General features: G+C 65.6%; 14 protein-coding genes. 5 read left to right on the forward strand and 9 right to left on the reverse strand.

Translation table 11 applies throughout. From position 1 onward, the window contains the following. Window positions 1-109: 109 nt before the first annotated feature. Window positions 110-832 (reverse strand): hypothetical protein, encoded by a 723-nt coding sequence (locus AB4099_RS21570; protein WP_441479571.1) that lies wholly within the window; start codon window positions 830-832, stop codon window positions 110-112. Between the two features lie 287 nt (window positions 833-1,119). Here AB4099_RS21570 and AB4099_RS21575 point away from each other — a divergent pair, with 287 nt between their 5' ends. Further along, the gene (locus AB4099_RS21575; protein ID WP_441479572.1) at window positions 1,120-1,611 is read left to right on the forward strand and encodes a hypothetical protein; all 492 of its coding nucleotides are present in this window, start codon (window positions 1,120-1,122) and stop codon (window positions 1,609-1,611) included. Window positions 1,612-1,748: 137 nt separating this feature from the next. On the opposite strand, the gene AB4099_RS21580 is transcribed toward AB4099_RS21575, so the two are convergent. The 7 genes from AB4099_RS21580 to AB4099_RS21610 all read right to left on the reverse strand — a co-directional run bounded on the left by AB4099_RS21580 (window position 1,749) and on the right by AB4099_RS21610 (window position 9,766). Continuing rightward, window positions 1,749-2,564, reverse strand: coding sequence for an ABC transporter permease (locus tag AB4099_RS21580; protein WP_441479573.1), 816 nt, complete (start codon window positions 2,562-2,564; stop codon window positions 1,749-1,751). A gap of 2 nt (window positions 2,565-2,566) precedes the next feature. Continuing rightward, window positions 2,567-3,481, reverse strand: coding sequence for an ABC transporter permease (locus tag AB4099_RS21585; protein ID WP_113511379.1), 915 nt, complete (start codon window positions 3,479-3,481; stop codon window positions 2,567-2,569). After that, window positions 3,478-4,626, reverse strand: coding sequence for an ABC transporter ATP-binding protein (locus tag AB4099_RS21590; RefSeq protein ID WP_441479574.1), 1,149 nt, complete (start codon window positions 4,624-4,626; stop codon window positions 3,478-3,480). Before AB4099_RS21590 ends, AB4099_RS21585 begins: the two co-directional genes overlap by 4 nt. Continuing rightward, a complete protein-coding gene (locus AB4099_RS21595; protein WP_441479575.1) occupies window positions 4,623-5,678 on the reverse strand; it encodes an ABC transporter substrate-binding protein in 1,056 nt (351 codons plus the stop codon). The genes AB4099_RS21590 and AB4099_RS21595 overlap by 4 nt, the downstream gene beginning before the upstream one ends. A 168-nt stretch (window positions 5,679-5,846) precedes the next feature. After that, on the reverse strand, window positions 5,847-7,145 hold the full coding sequence (locus AB4099_RS21600) for an NAD(P)/FAD-dependent oxidoreductase (protein ID WP_441479576.1): 1,299 nt from the start codon (window positions 7,143-7,145) through the stop codon (window positions 5,847-5,849). 24 nt (window positions 7,146-7,169) lie between these two features. Next, window positions 7,170-8,663 (reverse strand): aldehyde dehydrogenase family protein, encoded by a 1,494-nt coding sequence (locus tag AB4099_RS21605; protein WP_441479577.1) that lies wholly within the window; start codon window positions 8,661-8,663, stop codon window positions 7,170-7,172. Continuing rightward, a complete protein-coding gene (locus AB4099_RS21610; protein ID WP_441479578.1) occupies window positions 8,660-9,766 on the reverse strand; it encodes a mandelate racemase/muconate lactonizing enzyme family protein in 1,107 nt (368 codons plus the stop codon). The genes AB4099_RS21605 and AB4099_RS21610 overlap by 4 nt, the downstream gene beginning before the upstream one ends. A gap of 167 nt (window positions 9,767-9,933) precedes the next feature. On the opposite strand from AB4099_RS21610, the gene pdxR reads away from it, so the two are divergent. The 4 genes from pdxR (at window position 9,934) to AB4099_RS21630 (ending at window position 15,435) form a co-directional block, all read left to right on the forward strand. Further along, entirely contained in the window at window positions 9,934-11,418 is a 1,485-nt protein-coding gene (pdxR, locus tag AB4099_RS21615) for a MocR-like pyridoxine biosynthesis transcription factor PdxR (protein WP_441479579.1), read from the forward strand. Window positions 11,419-11,609: 191 nt separating this feature from the next. Further along, entirely contained in the window at window positions 11,610-13,220 is a 1,611-nt protein-coding gene (locus AB4099_RS21620; RefSeq protein ID WP_441479580.1) for a GMC family oxidoreductase, read from the forward strand. Between the two features lie 78 nt (window positions 13,221-13,298). After that, window positions 13,299-13,979: a hypothetical protein gene (locus tag AB4099_RS21625; protein WP_441479581.1), complete on the forward strand. Its 681-nt coding sequence runs from the start codon at window positions 13,299-13,301 to the stop codon at window positions 13,977-13,979. Window positions 13,980-14,340: 361 nt separating this feature from the next. Beyond that, window positions 14,341-15,435, forward strand: coding sequence for a helix-turn-helix transcriptional regulator (locus AB4099_RS21630; RefSeq protein ID WP_441479582.1), 1,095 nt, complete (start codon window positions 14,341-14,343; stop codon window positions 15,433-15,435). Window positions 15,436-15,627: 192 nt separating this feature from the next. Here the strand turns inward: AB4099_RS21630 and AB4099_RS21635 are convergent, their stop codons facing one another. After that, window positions 15,628-16,956: an MFS transporter gene (locus AB4099_RS21635; RefSeq protein ID WP_113511344.1), complete on the reverse strand. Its 1,329-nt coding sequence runs from the start codon at window positions 16,954-16,956 to the stop codon at window positions 15,628-15,630. Between the last annotated feature and the right edge of the window lie 9 nt (window positions 16,957-16,965).

Here is a 16,965-nt window from a genome sequence, read left to right on the forward strand (position 1 = left end):
GGAGAAAGTCCTTTGGAGGAACGGATTCCGGAACCGGTGATGAGGGGCCCGCAGATCAATCGGCCGCAGCATTGGAATTCAGCGCATGCGCAACGTGGGAGCACCACATTCACGCCATAACGAACATCGATCCTTCTGCCATTGCAGCTTTCTTCCTGGAATCGGTTGGGCGCGGTCGGCAGTAATCATCAGTGGAAGGACCATTGGGCCAGACATAATTTCTCAGCTGAACGGCAGCACACAAGAATAACCACATATCATCAAGCGCTTGGGGGCTCGTAAAAATTTCGTGCCAAATGTCATTTTGCTCAAAGTATATCCGACACATTCCAAATTGCCTGGGCGCAATGTAATCACAATTTGCATAAATATCTGAATCAAATTTCCCTCTAAAACCAATTTTCATATAATCCTTCGGATTATTGCTTAACTCTATAGCACTCCATTTTCCATTTTTAGATTTCAACGGACGAGTATCGAAGCATATTTCCCATTCATGCTTCGAGTCAGGCATTTCTGTGCATGTATCATTTATATTTTCTGGAGAACCAACCAGCATAGAGAACGGGTAAGACGAATTTTCAAACAATTTCTTTTCAGGATCCGGTAATTTTACCTTGATAAATTGCTGAATCGACTTGGCTGTAGTCCTGATATACAGATTTTCACTGCCATTCCGTTGTGTCTTGGAACCGGCCCAGAAATCACTGACAGTCGGTTTTCTTATTGGTGATCCATGGAATTTCTCATGAAAGAGTCTGGTTTCTTGAGCGTGAACTACACACGGCCAAACGGCAACAACGGTCCAAATGAAGCGACGAGCGTGGCGCATACGCGCTCCCTGCCTACGACACAACGAAAGGACCAGCTTATATCGCTCATCTGCACATGTCTCGACAGGAATGGCCGGAACGATGTTTAGTCAGACTTGGTTGAACGTTCCCGCTGGCCGGTTTCCGGAGAGTTGCGATTTGGGCCGAAGCGCCGCGCTGCCATTGCCAGAGGTTAGCGGATTCAGTCCAGCCCCTGGCGCCCGCTTACTGAGAGGACGACGTCATCACCGGCATCGCCGGTGCCCCGAGCGCGGAGCATTCTGGAACGCTGCAAAGGCGAGAGACTGTGGCTGATCAAGAAGATGCCAAGCCATCGGCGCGAGACTTCACTGTCTTCAGTTGGGGGACAAATCTGTGGCTGTATCTGCTTGCGTTAGTGATCGCCGGAATCATCGCCTATCCATTCGGCAAGCAAACAGCTGGCGAAATTTGGCCCTATCTCTTTATAATCATAATGAGCTCTGTAGCCATATTGATCTGGTTTCTGGTGATGCGTCGACGTAAAGGGTTTTGGGAGGAAGCCCGGAAAGCTCAATCGGCGTCCCCGTTCAGAATGAAAGGCATAGCGTTCCTTATATTTATCTTCCTAACGTGTCTTTCAAATATATATCAATTACTTGTTAATAATAAACAACCTCACGGAAGAATCTGGGAGACCATTCCAGAGAGAAGCTGGATTTTTGGATATTTACTCATCAATATAACTGGATTGGCGGTTGGCGGTATTTTGTCCGTGATCTTCCTTCATGACCTTTGGCGAAGACTCTTCAAACGATAGAGCCGCACCAAACCTGTGGCTTGGAGACGGCGGCGGACGCCCCATCAGACGGTACGCGGCACCGGAGCGGGATCAGGCGCCACCTTCGCGGCTTTGATCCACAGCTCCGCCCCGCCCCGTCCTGAACGGCCTTGGCCCTATTTCTCCGCCTTGCCCAGCAGCTGCGAGGCGGCGAGCAGCAGCGAGGTGATCACGATCATGATGGTCGAGATCGCCGCGATGGTCGGGTCGATCTGGTCGCGCAGCGCCATGAACATCGCGCGCGTCAGCGTCGAGTTGTCGCCGCCGGAGACGAAGAGCGAGACCACCACCTCGTCGAAGGAGGTCAGGAACGAGAGCAGGGCCGAGGTGACGATGGCGAAGCCGATCTGGGGCATCGTCACCTGGAGGAAGGCCTGCGCCCGCGTCGCGCCCAGGCTGCGGGCGACGCGCTCCTGGTCGAGATCGAAACTCTTCAGGGCCGAGCCGACGATCATCATCACGATCGGCACGGCAAGCATCGTATGCGCGAGCACGATGCCGATGAAGGAATTGACCATCTTGAGCTGCACGAAGGCATAGAACAGCGCGACGCCGACGAGGATGACCGGAACGATCGTCGGCGTCAGCAGCGCCAGGATCACGACCCCGCCGAAGCGCAGCCGGGAGACATGCAGCCCATAGGCCGCAAGCGTGCCGACCGGCGTCGCCACGAGCGCCGTGCAGATGCCGGCCTTGAGCGAGGTCCCCGTCGCCGCCATCCAGCTCTGCGAGGAGAAGAACGCCTCGTACCAGCGCAGCGACCATTGCCGCGGCGGAAACTCCAGGTACTGCGACTGGGAGAACGACATCGGGATCACGATCAGCGTCGGCAGGGCCAGGAAGGCGAGCACGAGCACGCCGAGCCCGTAGAGCCAGAGCCGCGACCGGTGCGTGATCTGCGTGTCGCTGGCGGGACGATCGAACCAGCTCATGTTCAATGCCCCGCGCCGAAGAGGCCGGCCCCGCGCGAGAGCCGGGCGGCCAGGACGAGCACGACGAGCGTGATCACCAGCAGCACGACACCGAGCGCGCTCGCCGCCCCCCAGTTGAAGAACAGCTCGATATCATTGGCGATGCGGTTCGAGACCATCGTCACCTTGCCGCCCCCGAGCATGGCCGGCGTCACGTAGAAGCCGAGGCAGAGCACGAAGACGAGCGCGGAGCCGGCGGCGAGGCCGGGCAGCGAGAGCGGAAAGAACACGGTCCAGAAGCCATGAGCCGGGGTCGAGCCGAGGCTGGAGGCCGCACGCAGCAGATCGCGGTCGATCGCCCGCATCGTGCCGTAGAGCGGCAGGACGAGGAAGGGCAGCATGATATGGACCATGCCGATCAGCGTCCCCGCGACATTGTGGACGAGCTGCAGCGGCTCGCTCCAGAGGCCGAGCTCCATGCCCCAGGTGTTGATCAGCCCGCGGCGCTGCAGCAGCACCAGCCAAGCATAGGTGCGCACCAGGAGCGAGGTCCAGAACGGCAGCAGCACCGCGATCATGCAGAGATTGGCGGCGCGCCGCGGCAGCTGCGACAGGAAATAGGCGAGCGGATAGCCGAGCAGGATGCAGATCGCCGTGGTCAGCAGGCTGATCTCGAAGGTCGTGCGGAAGGTCCGGCCATAGGAGGGCTCGGCCAGCATGCGCCGGTAATGCTCCAGGCTCGGTGCGCCGGCATCGTCGAGGAAGGACAGGCCGAAGAGCCAGCCGACCGGCAGCAGAACCGTGATCGTGACGAGCAGGAGCGCAGGCGCAGCCAGCGCCGCCAGCCCGAACCGCTCGCGCCAATGGTCGCGGCGCAGCGCCGCGGCATGGAAATCGTCTCCGGGCGCGCCGGCAATGCTGAGCCCCGGCGCGCTCATTTGCGCGCCCTCCCCTCGTCGGCCAGCAGCACGGTGTCGCTGACGGCGATGCCGACCGCGATCGGCGTGCCGCGTGCCGGCGGCGCGGCATCGTCGCCCCGCGTCGCCATGCGCAGGCTGACCAGGCTGCCATCGCCGAGCGCGAGCTGCAGCAGCAGCGTGTCGCCCTGGTAGATCGCGCTCTGCACCGTTCCCTCGAAGCGGTTCATCGCCTCGGCTTCGCTGCCGTCCAAGATGCGCAGCCGTTCCGGGCGCAGCATCATCACGCAGTGCCGCTGCCCGGCCGGGACCTTGGGCGCCTGGATGACTGCGCCCGCCGCCCGGCAGATGCCATCGGCTATGGCGACATCGAGGAACGAGGATTCGCCGATGAACTCGGCGACGAAGCGGCTGCCGGGCTGGTCATAGATCGCGCGCGGCGTGTCGATCCGCGCGATCCGACCGCGATCGAGCACCGCGATGCGGTCCGACATGGTCAGGGCTTCGCGCTGGTCATGCGTGACATAGACGGTGGTAGTGCCGAGCCGGTCATGGAGCTGGCGCAGCTCGATCTGCATGCGCTCGCGCAGTTGCTTGTCGAGCGCCGAGAGCGGCTCGTCCATCAGGATGATGCGCGGCTCGAAGACGATGGCCCGGGCAAGCGCGACGCGCTGGCGCTGGCCGCCGGAGAGCTGGTTGATGCTGCGCTCGCCATAGCCACCGAGCTGGAACATCTCGAGCGCGGCCTCGACGCGGCGGGCGATCTCGTTCGCAGGGACGCGCCTCAGCCTGAGCGGGAACCCGACATTGCGGGCAACATCCATATGCGGAAACAAGGCGTAGTTCTGGAAGACCATGCCGATCTCGCGCTTGTGCGGCGCCAGCCGGACGACCTCGCGTTCGCCGAAGCGGATGCTGCCCTTGTCGGGCCGCAGGAAGCCGGCAATCGCCATCAGCAGGGTCGTCTTGCCCGAGCCCGACGGGCCGAGCAGGGTCAGGAACTCGCCTGGCCTGACATCGAGATCGACATCGTCGAGCACGGAGACGGCGCCATAGGCCTTGCTCAGGCGCCGCACTGCGATCGGCAGAGCCTTCCCCGCCGGGGAGACGAGCGGGGCTGCCGCGATGGCAGCCTCCCGCTCGCCGGAATCAGCCGCCAGTCTCATTCGGTCAGCATGTTATGATAGGCTGCCGAGGCCTGGGTCTCGAACTTGATGTACCAGTCGAGATCGATCGGCACCTGCTTGGCGGCATTGTCGGGGTGGGACGGCAATGCCTTGGCGTAGGCCGGCTCGATCGTGCCGAGGTCGTAGGCTTTCTGGTTGGTCGGCCCATAGGTGATGTATTTGGTGAATTCGGCCTGGTATTGCGGCTTGCTGATCTCGGCCAGGAACTTCATCGCCAGGTCCTTGTTCGGGGCACCCTTGGCGACGGCGAAGCAGTCATAGTCGAGCAGCGCCTGGTTGAAGGTGTAGGCGACCTTGGCACCGTCCTTGGCGGCGACGTCGAAGCGCCCGTTCCAGCCGGTGATCATGTCGACCTCGCCATCCTTCATCAACTGGGCGTGCTGGGCGCCGGAGCTCCACCAGACCGCGATATGCGGCTTCAGCTCGCGGATCTTCTTGATCGCGCGCTCGATGCCACCGGGCTGCGACAGCACCTCGTAGACCTTTTCCGGCGGAACGCCGTCGGCCATCAGCGCCGGCTCGAGCGCACCCGCCACGCCCTTGCGATAGGAGCGCTTGCCCGGGAATGTCTTGACGTCCCAGAAATCGGCCCAGCTCTGCGGGCCCTTCTCGCCATAGGTCTTGGTGTTCCAGGCGAGCACCGTGGAGAAGACGTCGCCGCCGACGCAGTAATCCTGCGCGGTGCCGGGCACGAAGCTCGAGGTGTCGATGACCTTGTAGTCGAGCTTTTCGAGGATGCCCTCGGAGCCCGCCCGCGCCGCGCTGCCGGAGCCGCTGGCGACGACATCCCAGGTCACGGCGCCGGCCTTCACCTTGAGGCGCAGGTCGGCGATGCTGCTATAGGTCTCTTCCTTGAGCTTGATGCCGAGCGCCTTGGCAGCGGGCACGAACAGCGCCTTGCTCTGCGCCTCCTGATAGGAGCCGCCGAAGGAGACGACGGTGAGCTCCTGCGCGAGAGCGGGCAGCGCGCCGGCCAGGCTCAGGAGAAGGACGAGGGTCGATCGCGACGGCAGGATCGGCGGGCACTGCATGTCATATCTCCTGAGCTGAGGGGCACATGTCCAGCGGCAGTCGCGCAGTCGCCGTAGCGACCCAGCTTCCCACCACTGAGAGCGTGCAGAGTTTGTTGAAATTGGTCTGGCCAGAAGGTCCATTCTGAGAATTGGGGAAGGCCAATCCGCAGAGACGATCCTGCTGGCTCATCGGGCCAGGCGATCGCGCCAGCGGTAATAGAAGACCGATGGTGCGAGGAACCAGGGATTGCCGCTGTAGAAGGGCCGCGTCGGGAACGGCAGGTCGTCGAGCGCCGTCTTGCCTTCGGCCAGGCCGAGCACCTGTTGGCCGAGCCGCATGCCGAAATAGCTCGCCGTGCCGACGCCCGCCCCGCAATAGCCCATGGCGTAGTAGAGCCCGTCATGGCGGCCGACATGCATCAATTCGTCGAAGGTATAGGCGACGAAGCCGCACCAGGAATGGCTGATCCGCGTCTTGGCGAGCTCGGGAAAGATCGCGCTCATGTCGGCATGGAGCTTTGGCCCGCTGCGCCGCGGATCGGTCTCGCTGAGCGAGACGCGGCCGCCGAACAGGATGCGCCGCCGGTCGGGTGAGGCTCGGTAGTAATAGACGACCTTGCGGGTATCGCTGACGATGCGGTTGCGCGGGATCAGCTTGTCCATCAGCGCCGGCTCCAGCGGCTCGGTCGCGATGATGTAGCTGCCGATCGGAATGACGCGGCGGCGCAGCCAGCCGGTCGCCGGCCCGGTATAGCCGTTGGTGGCGACGATGACGTCGCGCGCCCGGATCGTGCCGCGCGGCGTCTCGACCAGGAAGTCCTTGCCCTGGCGGGTGATCGCGGTCGCCGGACAGAACGGCACCAGCTCGGCGCCGGCCGCGAGGACGCGTTCCAGCAGGCCCTGGTGATAGCGCGCCGGGTTGACCGAGGCATGGCCGGCATAGACCACGCCGCCATGATAGAGATCCGAGCCGATCTCGTCGCGCTGCTCGGTGCGCGGCACGACATGGCAGGGCACTTCGAGGCCCTTGGTCTGGTTGTCGACGCGCTGCGCCAGCATCTCGTACTGGCCCGGCGAATGGGCGGCATGAAAGCGCCCGACCACGCCGAAATCGCAGTCGATCGCCTCCTCGCGCACGAACTCGGCGATCCAGCGCAGCGAGCGATGGCCTTCCTGCAGAATGGCGAAGGCCCGCTTCTCGCCGTGACGGCGCGCCAGGGCCGCGAGGCCGGGCTTGATGCTGGTCGAGATCTGGCCGCCATTGCGGGTGCTGCAGCCGAAGCCGGCCGCCTCCGCATCGAGCACCACCGTGCTGCGCCCGCCCCTGGCGGTCTGGAGCGCGGCATGCAGGCCGGTATAGCCGGAGCCGACAATTACGACATCGGCCTGTTTCGGCGGCTCCGAGCGGGGCAATTCCGGACGCGGGACTCCGTCCCACCAATAGGGTGCCGCCTTGAAATCGGCGGTAAACAGCTCAGTCGACATTCCGTCGTTTCCCCCCGGGCTCGTTCAGAGCCGCGCCACAACACTCTTGAGCTTGCAGTAGCTGCGCAAGCCCGCCATGCCCTTGGCCCGGCCAAAGCCGGATTTACGGTTACCGCCGAAGGGCATGGCGATGCCGCCGGCGAAGAACTCGTTGATGTAGACCTGGCCGGCATCGACGGCGCGCGCGAAGCGCCAGGCCTTGGCATGGTCACGGGTGTAGATGCCGGCAACCAGCGCATAGGAGGTCGCGTTGGCGGCCGCGATGGCCCCGTCCAGATCCGCGACGATCTGCACGGTCAGGACCGGGCCAAAGATCTCCTCCTGCACCAGCGGGTCGTCCGGGCCGCGGGCGAGAATGATGGTCGGGCGATAGAACCAGCCGCCGCCGCACTCGCCTTCCGGGACGATGCCGCCGCCGATCAGGATGCGGTTGCCGGCCGCACGCGCGCGCTCGACATGGGCCTCGATGCGCGCGAGCTGCTGCAGCGAGTTGATCGGCCCGATGCCGGCCTCGCCCAGGCCATGGCCGAGCTGCATCGCTGAAACGCGTGCGACGAGCCTGTCGAGAACCTCGTCCGCGATCGGCGCCTCCAGGATCAGCCGCGAGCCGGCCGAGCAGATCTGGCCGGCATTCTCGTAGATCGCGCCGAGCACCCCTTCGACCGCCGGCCCCATTTCGCAATCGGCCATCAGCGCGACGGGGGATTTGCCGCCGAGTTCGAGCGCCAGCCGCGTGACATGCTCGGCGGCTGCCCGCATCACGCGCTGGCCGGTCGCGACCGAGCCGGTGAAGGTGATGTGGTCGATGCCGGGATGGGAGACGAGCGCTGCGCCTGCCTCCGCCCCCGTGCCGGCGACGACATTCAGCACGCCGTCGGGCAGGCCGGCCTCATGCAGCAATTCCGCCAGCATCAGCGTGGTGAAGGGCGTCTGCTCGGCCGGCTTGACGACGAGCGTGCAGCCGGCGGCGAGCGCCGGCGCGATGCCGCGCGCGGCCGTCGAGAGCGGATAGTTCCACGGCACGATCTGTGCGACGACGCCGACAGGCTCCTCGATCGTCACGCCGAGATAGTCCGGGCCGAGCGGCACGCTGTCGCCATGGAGCTTGTCGGCGGCCCCCGCATAATAGGCGAAGGCACGGATGACGCCGCCGACATCGCCCTCGGATTCGGCGAACAGCTTGCCGGAATCGAGCGTCTCGACCACGGCGAAACGCGCTGCCCGCTCGCGCAGCAGATGGCTCGCCCGCATCAGGATCTCACCGCGGGCCGCCGGCGTCATTTGCGACCAGGGGCCAGACAGCGCCGCTCGTGCCGCAGCGACCGCCGCCGCCACATCCTCGACTGCACCGGCTGCAACGCTGGCGAAGGGGACGCCGCGGCCGGGGTCGAAACTCTCCATCTCCCGCCCCGAAACGGAGGCAATGAGCCGGCCGCCGATGAAATGCCCGCGCGGCAGACCTGCCAGGGTACCAGTGCGTCGCGCTTCCTCGACCAGCTTCTCCCGGTCGAGCGTCATGCCGACACCTCGGTCACGCGATAGGCGGCCCGGTCCAGCCAGCTGGGCTCGATCTCGACGCCCCAGCCGGGCTCGGAGGGGATTGCGACCATGCCGTCGCGGGCTTTTGGCGGATTGCGCAGCAACCCCTGCTCCCAGGGGTAATAGTCCGGTCCCTCGATCGAGAACTCGACATAGGGCCCGGCATTAGCGAGCGCGCCCATGACATGCAGGGTGAACACCGTCACCAGCGACTGGTTGGCGGAATGGGGCGTTACCGGCAGGCCGGCCTCGGCGGCCCAGCGCGCCACCGTCAGCATGCGTCCGACGCCGCCGAGATAGCAGATATCCGGCTGCACCACGTCGACGACGCGCCCATCGATCATCGCGCGCCAGATCGCGAGGTCGCAATCCTGCTCGCCGCCGGTGACGTCGAGGTCGAGTGCCTCGCGGACCTCGCGCGTCCAGGCATGCTCCCAATAGGGACAGGGCTCCTCGAAATGGACGATGCCATGGTCCTGCAGCATGCGGCCAACCGCGATCGCGCTTGCCGGCGTATAGCCGCTATTGGCATCGACCAGCAGCGTCGCCTCGTCGCCGAGCGCGGCGCGGACCTGCGGCACGATTGCCTCGGTGCGGCCGGGCCATTCATCGAGGTCGCGGCCGCATTCGCGCCCGACCCGGAACTTGAAGGCGCTGTAGCCATGGGCGTCGCGCAACCGGGCGAGGCGCTCGGCCTCGGCCTCGGGGGTGATCTCGCCGCGCTTCATGCTGGAGGCGTAGACCGGGAACGGGCGCGGCGTGCCGCCGAGCAATTCGCAGACGCTCTTTCGCTCCTTCCTGCCGCGCAGGTCCCAGAGCGCCGTGTCGAGCCCGGTCAAGGCCCGGCAGAGATAGGAGCCCGGGAACTTGTGCTCGCGCTCGCCGATCGTCGCCACGAGGTCGTCGACCGCCAAAGCGTCCCAGCCGATCGCCCAGCGGGCGACCTGGCGGTGGAAGACGGTCGCGGTGATGTCGGCATTATAGGGTGAGAACTGGCCCCAGCCCTGGCTGCCATCCTCGCAGGTGGCACGGACGAAGCCGACATCCGGCGTCGTGAAGCTTTCGAGACGGGTGATCTTCATTATTGCCGCCGCCAATCCATCGCCGTGGCCCAGCGCGATTGCCGGGCGGCGTGGGCCCAGAAAGGGACTTGAATTGGACTGAACCCAAGGTCCATTCTGGCGAAAGCAGCAGTCCAATCCCGGAGATCGGGGCCAGCGCTGGTTCGGGCAAGATCACTGGGAGCGACATGGTCAAACGCGAAGAAGGCGTCCTGCTGCAGTCGATCGTGCTGGATCGGGAGGGGCCTTACGGGCTCAGCGTCCAGATCTGCGTCGGCTTGCGCGAGCTCATCCTGAGCGGCGCGCTCAAGGTCGGCGAGCGCCTCCCCGCGACGCGCACGCTGGCGCAGGAATTCGGCGTCGCGCGCACGACCATCGTCGAGAGTTTCGAGCGGCTCGCCTCGGAGGGGCTGGTCGAGACCCGTGTCGGCGCCGGCACCTATGTCAGCCAGGCATTGGCGAGCGAGCGGCCGGCGCCCGTGACGGCGGCGGTGGCCGTGCCGACCGCGAAGCTCAAGCTGGCGCAGGCGATGGACTCCGCATCAAAGCTGTTCGGCACGCGCCTGCCGCATCAACCGCGCGCCTTCACCACGGCGATGCCGGCTTTTGACGCCTTCCCGATGGCGCAATGGGCCAAGCTTTCCGGCCGGCACTGGCGCAAGGGCCGCCAGCAGGTTTTGGGCTATCCCGATCCCCATGGCGAGGCGGTGCTGCGCCAGGCGATCGCGGCCCATCTGCGGCTCAACCGCGGCATCGCCTGCGAATGGCAGCAGATCTTCATCGTCGCCGGCGCCCAGCAGGCCTTCCAGCTGCTCGGCGCGACGCTGATCAATCCCGGCGACAAGGTCTGGTTCGAGAACCCGGGCGCGATCGGCGCCCGCAACAGCCTGATCCTGTCGGGCGCCGATATCGTGCCGGTACCGGTCGACGAGGCCGGCCTGATCGTCGAGGCGGGCCTGCGCCGTGCGCCGGATTTCAAGCTCGCCTTCGTCACGCCCTCGCACCAGCAGCCGCTCGGCGCCAAGATGAGCCTGGAGCGGCGCCTTGCCCTGCTGGAGGCAGCGCAGGCGAGTTCCGCCTGGATCATCGAGGATGACTGGGACGGCGAGTTCTGTTTCCAGGGCGCGCCGATGGCGACGCTGACCAGCATCGACCTGACCGGCCGGGTGATCTATGTCGGCACCTTCTCGAAGACGCTGTTTCCCTCGCTGCGCCTCGGCTTCCTCGTCGCCCCGCCGCAGCTCGCCGAGCAGATCGGCATTTGTCTCGACGCCTATTCGCCGGGCGTGCCCACCGCGCTGCAGGGCATCGTCGCCGACTTCATCGTCGAGGGCCATTTCGCCACCCATGTCCGGCGTATGCGCAAGCTCTACCAGGAGCGTCACCAGGCGCTGATCGCAGCAGCGGGCGCGCATCTGGCGGGCGATCTCACCGTCGTGCCCACCCATACCGGCATGCACACGATCGGTTTCCTGCGCGAGCGGCTCGATGCCGTTGCGGTGACGCAGACCGCCGCCCGGCGCGGCATCACGGTGGCGCCGATCAGCCGCTTCAGCCTGGAGCCGGTCGAGCGCGACGGGCTCGTACTCGGCTTCAGCGGCTTCACGCCGGCGCAGATCCAGGCCGGCGTGCTTGGCCTGCGCCAGGCGATCGACGATCTCAGCTCGACCTGACCCTGGGCGAGATCGCCGGCCTGGTCCCCACCGATTGGACTGGCGCTTCGAACAGAATGGTCCTTAGCGACAAGCCCAATTCCACCTAAGACATCGGCCCGAAACGTGGATCGCGGTTTTCGGGGAAAGCCGATGCAAACACATCGAGAGCCTGACACTCAGGCAGCGCCGGAAGCGGCAGGGAGTCCGTCTTGGAGGAATGGGATGTCATCGTCATCGGCGCGGGCTCGGCCGGTTGTGCGCTGGCCGGGCGCCTTGCATTGGCCGGGCGCGGCCGCATCCTCGTTCTGGAAGCCGGGCCGCGCGACCTGAGCCCCTGGCTGCATCTGCCGATCGGCTACGGCAAAACCTTCTATCACCCGCGCCTGAACTGGATGTACCGGACGGAAAGGCAGCCAGAACTCGCCGGCCGCGAGATCTACCAGCCACGCGGCAAGGTCGTAGGCGGGTCGAGCGCCATCAACGCGATGGTTTATATGCGCGGCCAACGTGAGGATTTCGACGGCTGGGAGGCGATGGGCAATCCCGGGTGGGGCTGGCGCGAGGTGCTCGCCGCCTATCGCCGCATGGAGGACCATGCCCTCGGCGCGTCAGTGTGGCATGGCGCGGGCGGCCCGGTCCATGTCGAGGACATCGCCTCGGCGGTCCATCCCCTGACCCCTATCTTCGTCAAGGCGGCTGGTGAAGCCGGCCTGCCCTTCAACCCCGATCTCAACGGCGAAAGCTGCGAGGGCGCCGGCATCTACCAGATCACCACGCGCGGCGGCCTGCGTGAATCGGCAGCCCGCGCCTATCTGCATCCGGCCCGCAAGACCGGGCGCGTCAAGGTCGAGACGGGCGTTCTGGCCTCGCGCATCCTGTTCGAGGGGCGCCGCGCGGTCGGCGTCGAAGGCCGGCGCGAAGGCCAGCCCGTCAGCTTCCGCACCGCCGGCGAGATCGTCGTCGCAGCGGGCGCGATCAATTCTCCCCAGCTCCTCCAGCTCTCCGGCATCGGAGCGCCTGCGCTTCTCGCGCAGCACGGCATCACGCCCTTGCACGCCCTGCCGGCGGTCGGGGGCCATCTGCAGGACCATCTCTGCTATGACCACGTCTACCGGTCGAGGCAGCCCAGCCTGAACGAGGCGCTGCTGTCCTGGCCCGGCCGCATCGGCATGGCCCTGCAATACGCGCTTCAGCGCAGCGGCCCGCTCTCGCTCAGCGTCAACCAGGGCGGCGGCTTCTTCAAGACGCGGCCGGGGCTCGAGCGCCCGGACATGCAGCTCTATTTCTCGCCGCTGAGCTATGAGCGCGCCCTGCCCGGCGTGCGCGCCCTGATGAAGCCCGATCCGTTCTCCGGCTTCAGCACCAGCGTCTCGCCCTGCCGGCCACGCAGCCGCGGGCATGTCGCGATCCGCTCGCCCGATCCCCATGTCGCCCCGGTGATCGAGCCGAACTATCTCTCCGATCCCGAGGATATCCGCGACATCCTGGCCGGCTCACGCTTCCTGCGCCGCCTGGCAGCGGCGCCAAGCTTCGCCGCCCTGATCGAGAGCGAGATCCGTCCGGGGCCGGACTGCGCCGATGACGAGGCGCAGCTCGACGCCATCCGGCAGCAGGCCTACTCGGTCTTCCACCCCTGCGGCACCTGCCGGATGGGTCCCGATCCTGCGGATTCAGTGGTCGATCCCAGCCTCAGGGTGCATGGCCTCAGCGGCCTGCGGATCGCCGATGCCTCGATCTTCCCGACGATTCCCTCAGGCAATACCAACGCTCCGGCGATGATGGTCGGCGAGCGGGCCGCCGAACTCATGCTGGCAGAGTGACGTGCGCGCGGCCTTGAGCCGGGCTGGCGCTGACCGGAGCAGCCGTGCCAGGTTTGCGCCCGAACGGAGCGCGCAACGGTGACGACCACGACTTTCCGCAGGCCTGGCGTCCAGATCGGCCACCACCGCATCGCTCTCTTCTGCGGCTCCTTCATCGCGGCGATGTCGGGCGCCGGCATCTCGTCCGCTCAGGTGCCCGACATCTTTCGTGGGTCGACCCTGCGCGGCGCGACCAGCGCAGGCTTCGTCGTCGTCACCTTCAAGCGCCGCAATGATGAGATCCTCAAGATCCGGGCCAATTCTCAGACGGTGCAACCACTCATCGCGGCCAGGCTGCCGGCCGGCAATCCAGACAGGCCCTATGAATTCCTGCTCGAAATCGGCGCACCGCAGGGCGTCCGGCAAACCTGTTCGAAATTTCCAGACAGCGCGGCCGAATTCGAGACCTGTTTCAAGACCAGGCCGATGCAGGCCTGGCGGGGCTGGGATGTCCTCGAGCTTGCCCCCTTGGACGGCGAGATCAGGTCAGTGGGATTTCGCTCGAAATCGAAACCGGTGATCTACGCACGCTGTGTTCATGTTCCTTCGCTGGCGTCATGGCGCCACTGCGAATACATCTTCGAGCAAGGCAGTGATCGTCACGTCCTGAGCACGTCGGCGAGGGCCTTGACCGACATCAGGCTCTTTCGCTGCGCCGCGCTGCAACTTCGCAACGCCGTATGGCCGGACGCCCCTCCGATCGCCGATCTCTGCCCTTAGGCCTCACCTGAATAGCGTCGCACATCACCGCCATTGGCGACTCACCAGTGGCTCGGTTACGGCGCTCCTCACGCCGCTCCAGGCACTCAGTGTGCCGAACATCGCGTTGTTCCCCACCCCAGCTTGTTCGAGGGGCAGGTCAATAGATGAGTCGGCTGAATCCCTTACGCGCGGTCTCTCAACGTCCACCATAAGATGAAGGCGGCGCGGCGACCGAACTGCCCCCCTGCCCGGCCAAGGTTTCGCTCCATCGGCCAGCAATCGTCCTGGCGATCATCTGTCTCCGGAACGGGTCTCGGCCAAAACGATTGAGGAATGGCCGGCACTGTTCCACTCTCGTCGGCGGGGGGGATGGACGGCCATGCTTGATGCGAACGAGTTTGGGGATGCGGTCGCCATGCTCTATGAGGCCGCCGCGGTTCCGGAGGTCTGGCCGACTGCGATCGAACGGCTGGCGGAGATCGCGGGCTGTACCGGGGGACTTCTCTTCGTGCATTCAGGACAGGGCACGAACTGGGTCGCGTCCAGGGCGTTTTCACCGGTCTTCCAGCGCTTCCTGGATCAGGGCTGGATGGACAGGAATGCCCGCATGGCCGGCCTCTTGGCGCATGGCGGGACCGGTTTCGTGACCGATCACGACCTCTTCACGGACGACGAGCTGAGGGAGACCGCGCTCTATCGCGATTTCCTGCGGCCCGAGGGCTATGGCTGGGGCACGGCCACCCATGTGCGCTCGGCATCGGGCGAGACCATCGTCTTCACGCTGGAGCGCAAGTTCGAACTGGGTCCGGTCTCCCGTCGCGAGACCGAACTGCTCGACAGCGTCCGCCCCCACCTCGCCCGGGCCGCGGTCCTTGCCTCAAAGCTCCAGATGCAACGGGCCCAGGCCAGCCTCGATTCCTTCGAGAAGGCCGGATCTCCGGCTGCGCTGGTGGGCGCAGGCGGCGCCGTCTACGCCGCCAACCCGGGCTTCGAAGCCCTGCTCGGGCAGATCGTCCTTAAGGCCAGGGACAGGATCGCGCTCGATGATCCCCGTGCGAACACGCTTCTGCAAAGGGCGCTCGCCGATCTCGGGCATGATCGCATGGGCGATACGCGGTCGATCCCGGTGCCGGCCAAGGGCGATCTTCCCGCCTTCATCATCCATGTCATGCCGGTCCGCCGGCAAGCGCGGGATGTCTTTTCGCGCGCCCAGGCCCTGCTCGTCATCACCACCTCAGCCCGCAGCCTGCGGATCGAAGCCTCGCTGCTTTGTGAGCTCTATGATCTGACCCGGGCGGAGGCAGCTGTCGCCGGCGGGCTCCTGGACGGCCGCACGGTCGAGGAACTCGCTGGGACACGCGGGGTCGGCCGGGAGACGGTTCGCGGCCAGGTCAAAGCGGTGCTGGCGAAAACCGGCAGCCGCTCGCAGGCCGATTTCATCAGGCGGCTGGCTCCGCTGACGCTGTCGGCCTGAGCAGCGGCCCAAGGCGGGCATCGCCGAGCCGGAGCCGTGCCGGGATTTCGGTCGGGCCGCCCTGCCCCCGCCTCCGGAGTGGCGATGAGCGACAGCCTGCCGGTGGCGGGGTTGGAGACGGTGCAGAGGGCCGCGCGCGCGGCCCTCCTCTGTTCACCTTGGCCCTCAGGCCGAGGCTGGTATCCTCCGGGATCATTCTCGCGGGGTGTTGGCCAGGCGGCCGGTGTCCGGCCTGTCCAGATCGAGATACCTGGTTTCCGGGATCAGGAAGCCGGTCAGCAAGGTGATCGCGGACACGACCATGAGATAGACGAGGAACAGCGAATGCTGGCCCTGCTGGGCGAGATAGGTGTTCACATAGGGCGCGGTGCCCCCGAAGATCGCGGTCGCCAATGAGAGCGGCCCGCTCACCCCGGTCGCCCGAACCTCGGTGGGAAACACCTCGGCCCAGACCGCCGTGTTCACCCCGAATAGGCAGGCCAGGATCAGCAGCGCCGCGATCATCGCCGAGAGCAGCCCGCTGAACTGGTTGGTGATCATGCCGTCCAAGGTGAAGGTCAAGGCGATGAAGCCAAGCCCGAACAGGATGATGAAGGGCCTCCGTCCGAACCGGTCGGCGAGCCAGCCGACCAGCGGGATCGCGGCGAAGAAGACCGCTTGCGCGATCAGGCTTGCCGTCAATGCCGACTTGGCGTCGAGGCCACGGCTGATCTGGGCGAAGGTCGGGCTGTAGATCAGCCAAGTGTAGAACATGATCGAGCCGCCGGCGGAGAGCCCGAAGACCACGGCGACGCCACGCCAGTTCCGTGCAAGCGGCGCAAGTCCCGTCGCCTTGGCGGCCTGCGCCTGCTTCTTCTCGAAGCTGGCCGTTTCCGTCAGCTTACGCCTGAGGTACAGGCCGTAGAGCCCGAGCAGCCCCCCCATCGCGAAGGGGATGCGCCAGCCCCAGCTTTCCAGGGCCGCCCGTTCGAGATTGGCATTGAGCAGGAGACCGGTACAGGTCGCGATCATCGTGCCGAGCACGACGCTCATCCACGACGTGCTGCCGTAGAGCGCGCGCCTGTGCGACGGTGCGCGCTCGACCAGATAGGTCACCGATGTGCCCATCTCGCCGCCATGGGCGATGCCCTGGGCGAGGCGCGCGACCAGCAGGACGACGGAGGCAAACAGGCCGGCCGAGGCATAGGTCGGGGCGCAGGCGATGACGACGCTGCCGCCGGCCGTCACCAGCATGGCGAGCGTCAGGCTCTTCTTGCGGCCGACGCGGTCGGCGTAGAGCCCGAAGATCAGGCCACCCAGCGGCCTGGTCAGGAAACCGGCCGCGAATACGGCCAGGGCCGCCAGCAACGCGGCCGACTTATCGTTCGACGGAAAGAACTGAAGCGCGAAATAGGGAGCGAAGATCGTATAGATCGCCCAATCGAACCACTCCAGCGTATTTCCGAAATTGACCGCGATCAGATCCTTGATGCGACGCGAGGTCGGGGCGCGATCCGCCAGGGATAGCTCGGCCGTTGACATGGAATTCCC

It is taken from the genome of Allobosea sp. 2KB_26, assembly GCF_052115715.1.
GTDB lineage: Bacteria > Pseudomonadota > Alphaproteobacteria > Rhizobiales > Beijerinckiaceae > Allobosea.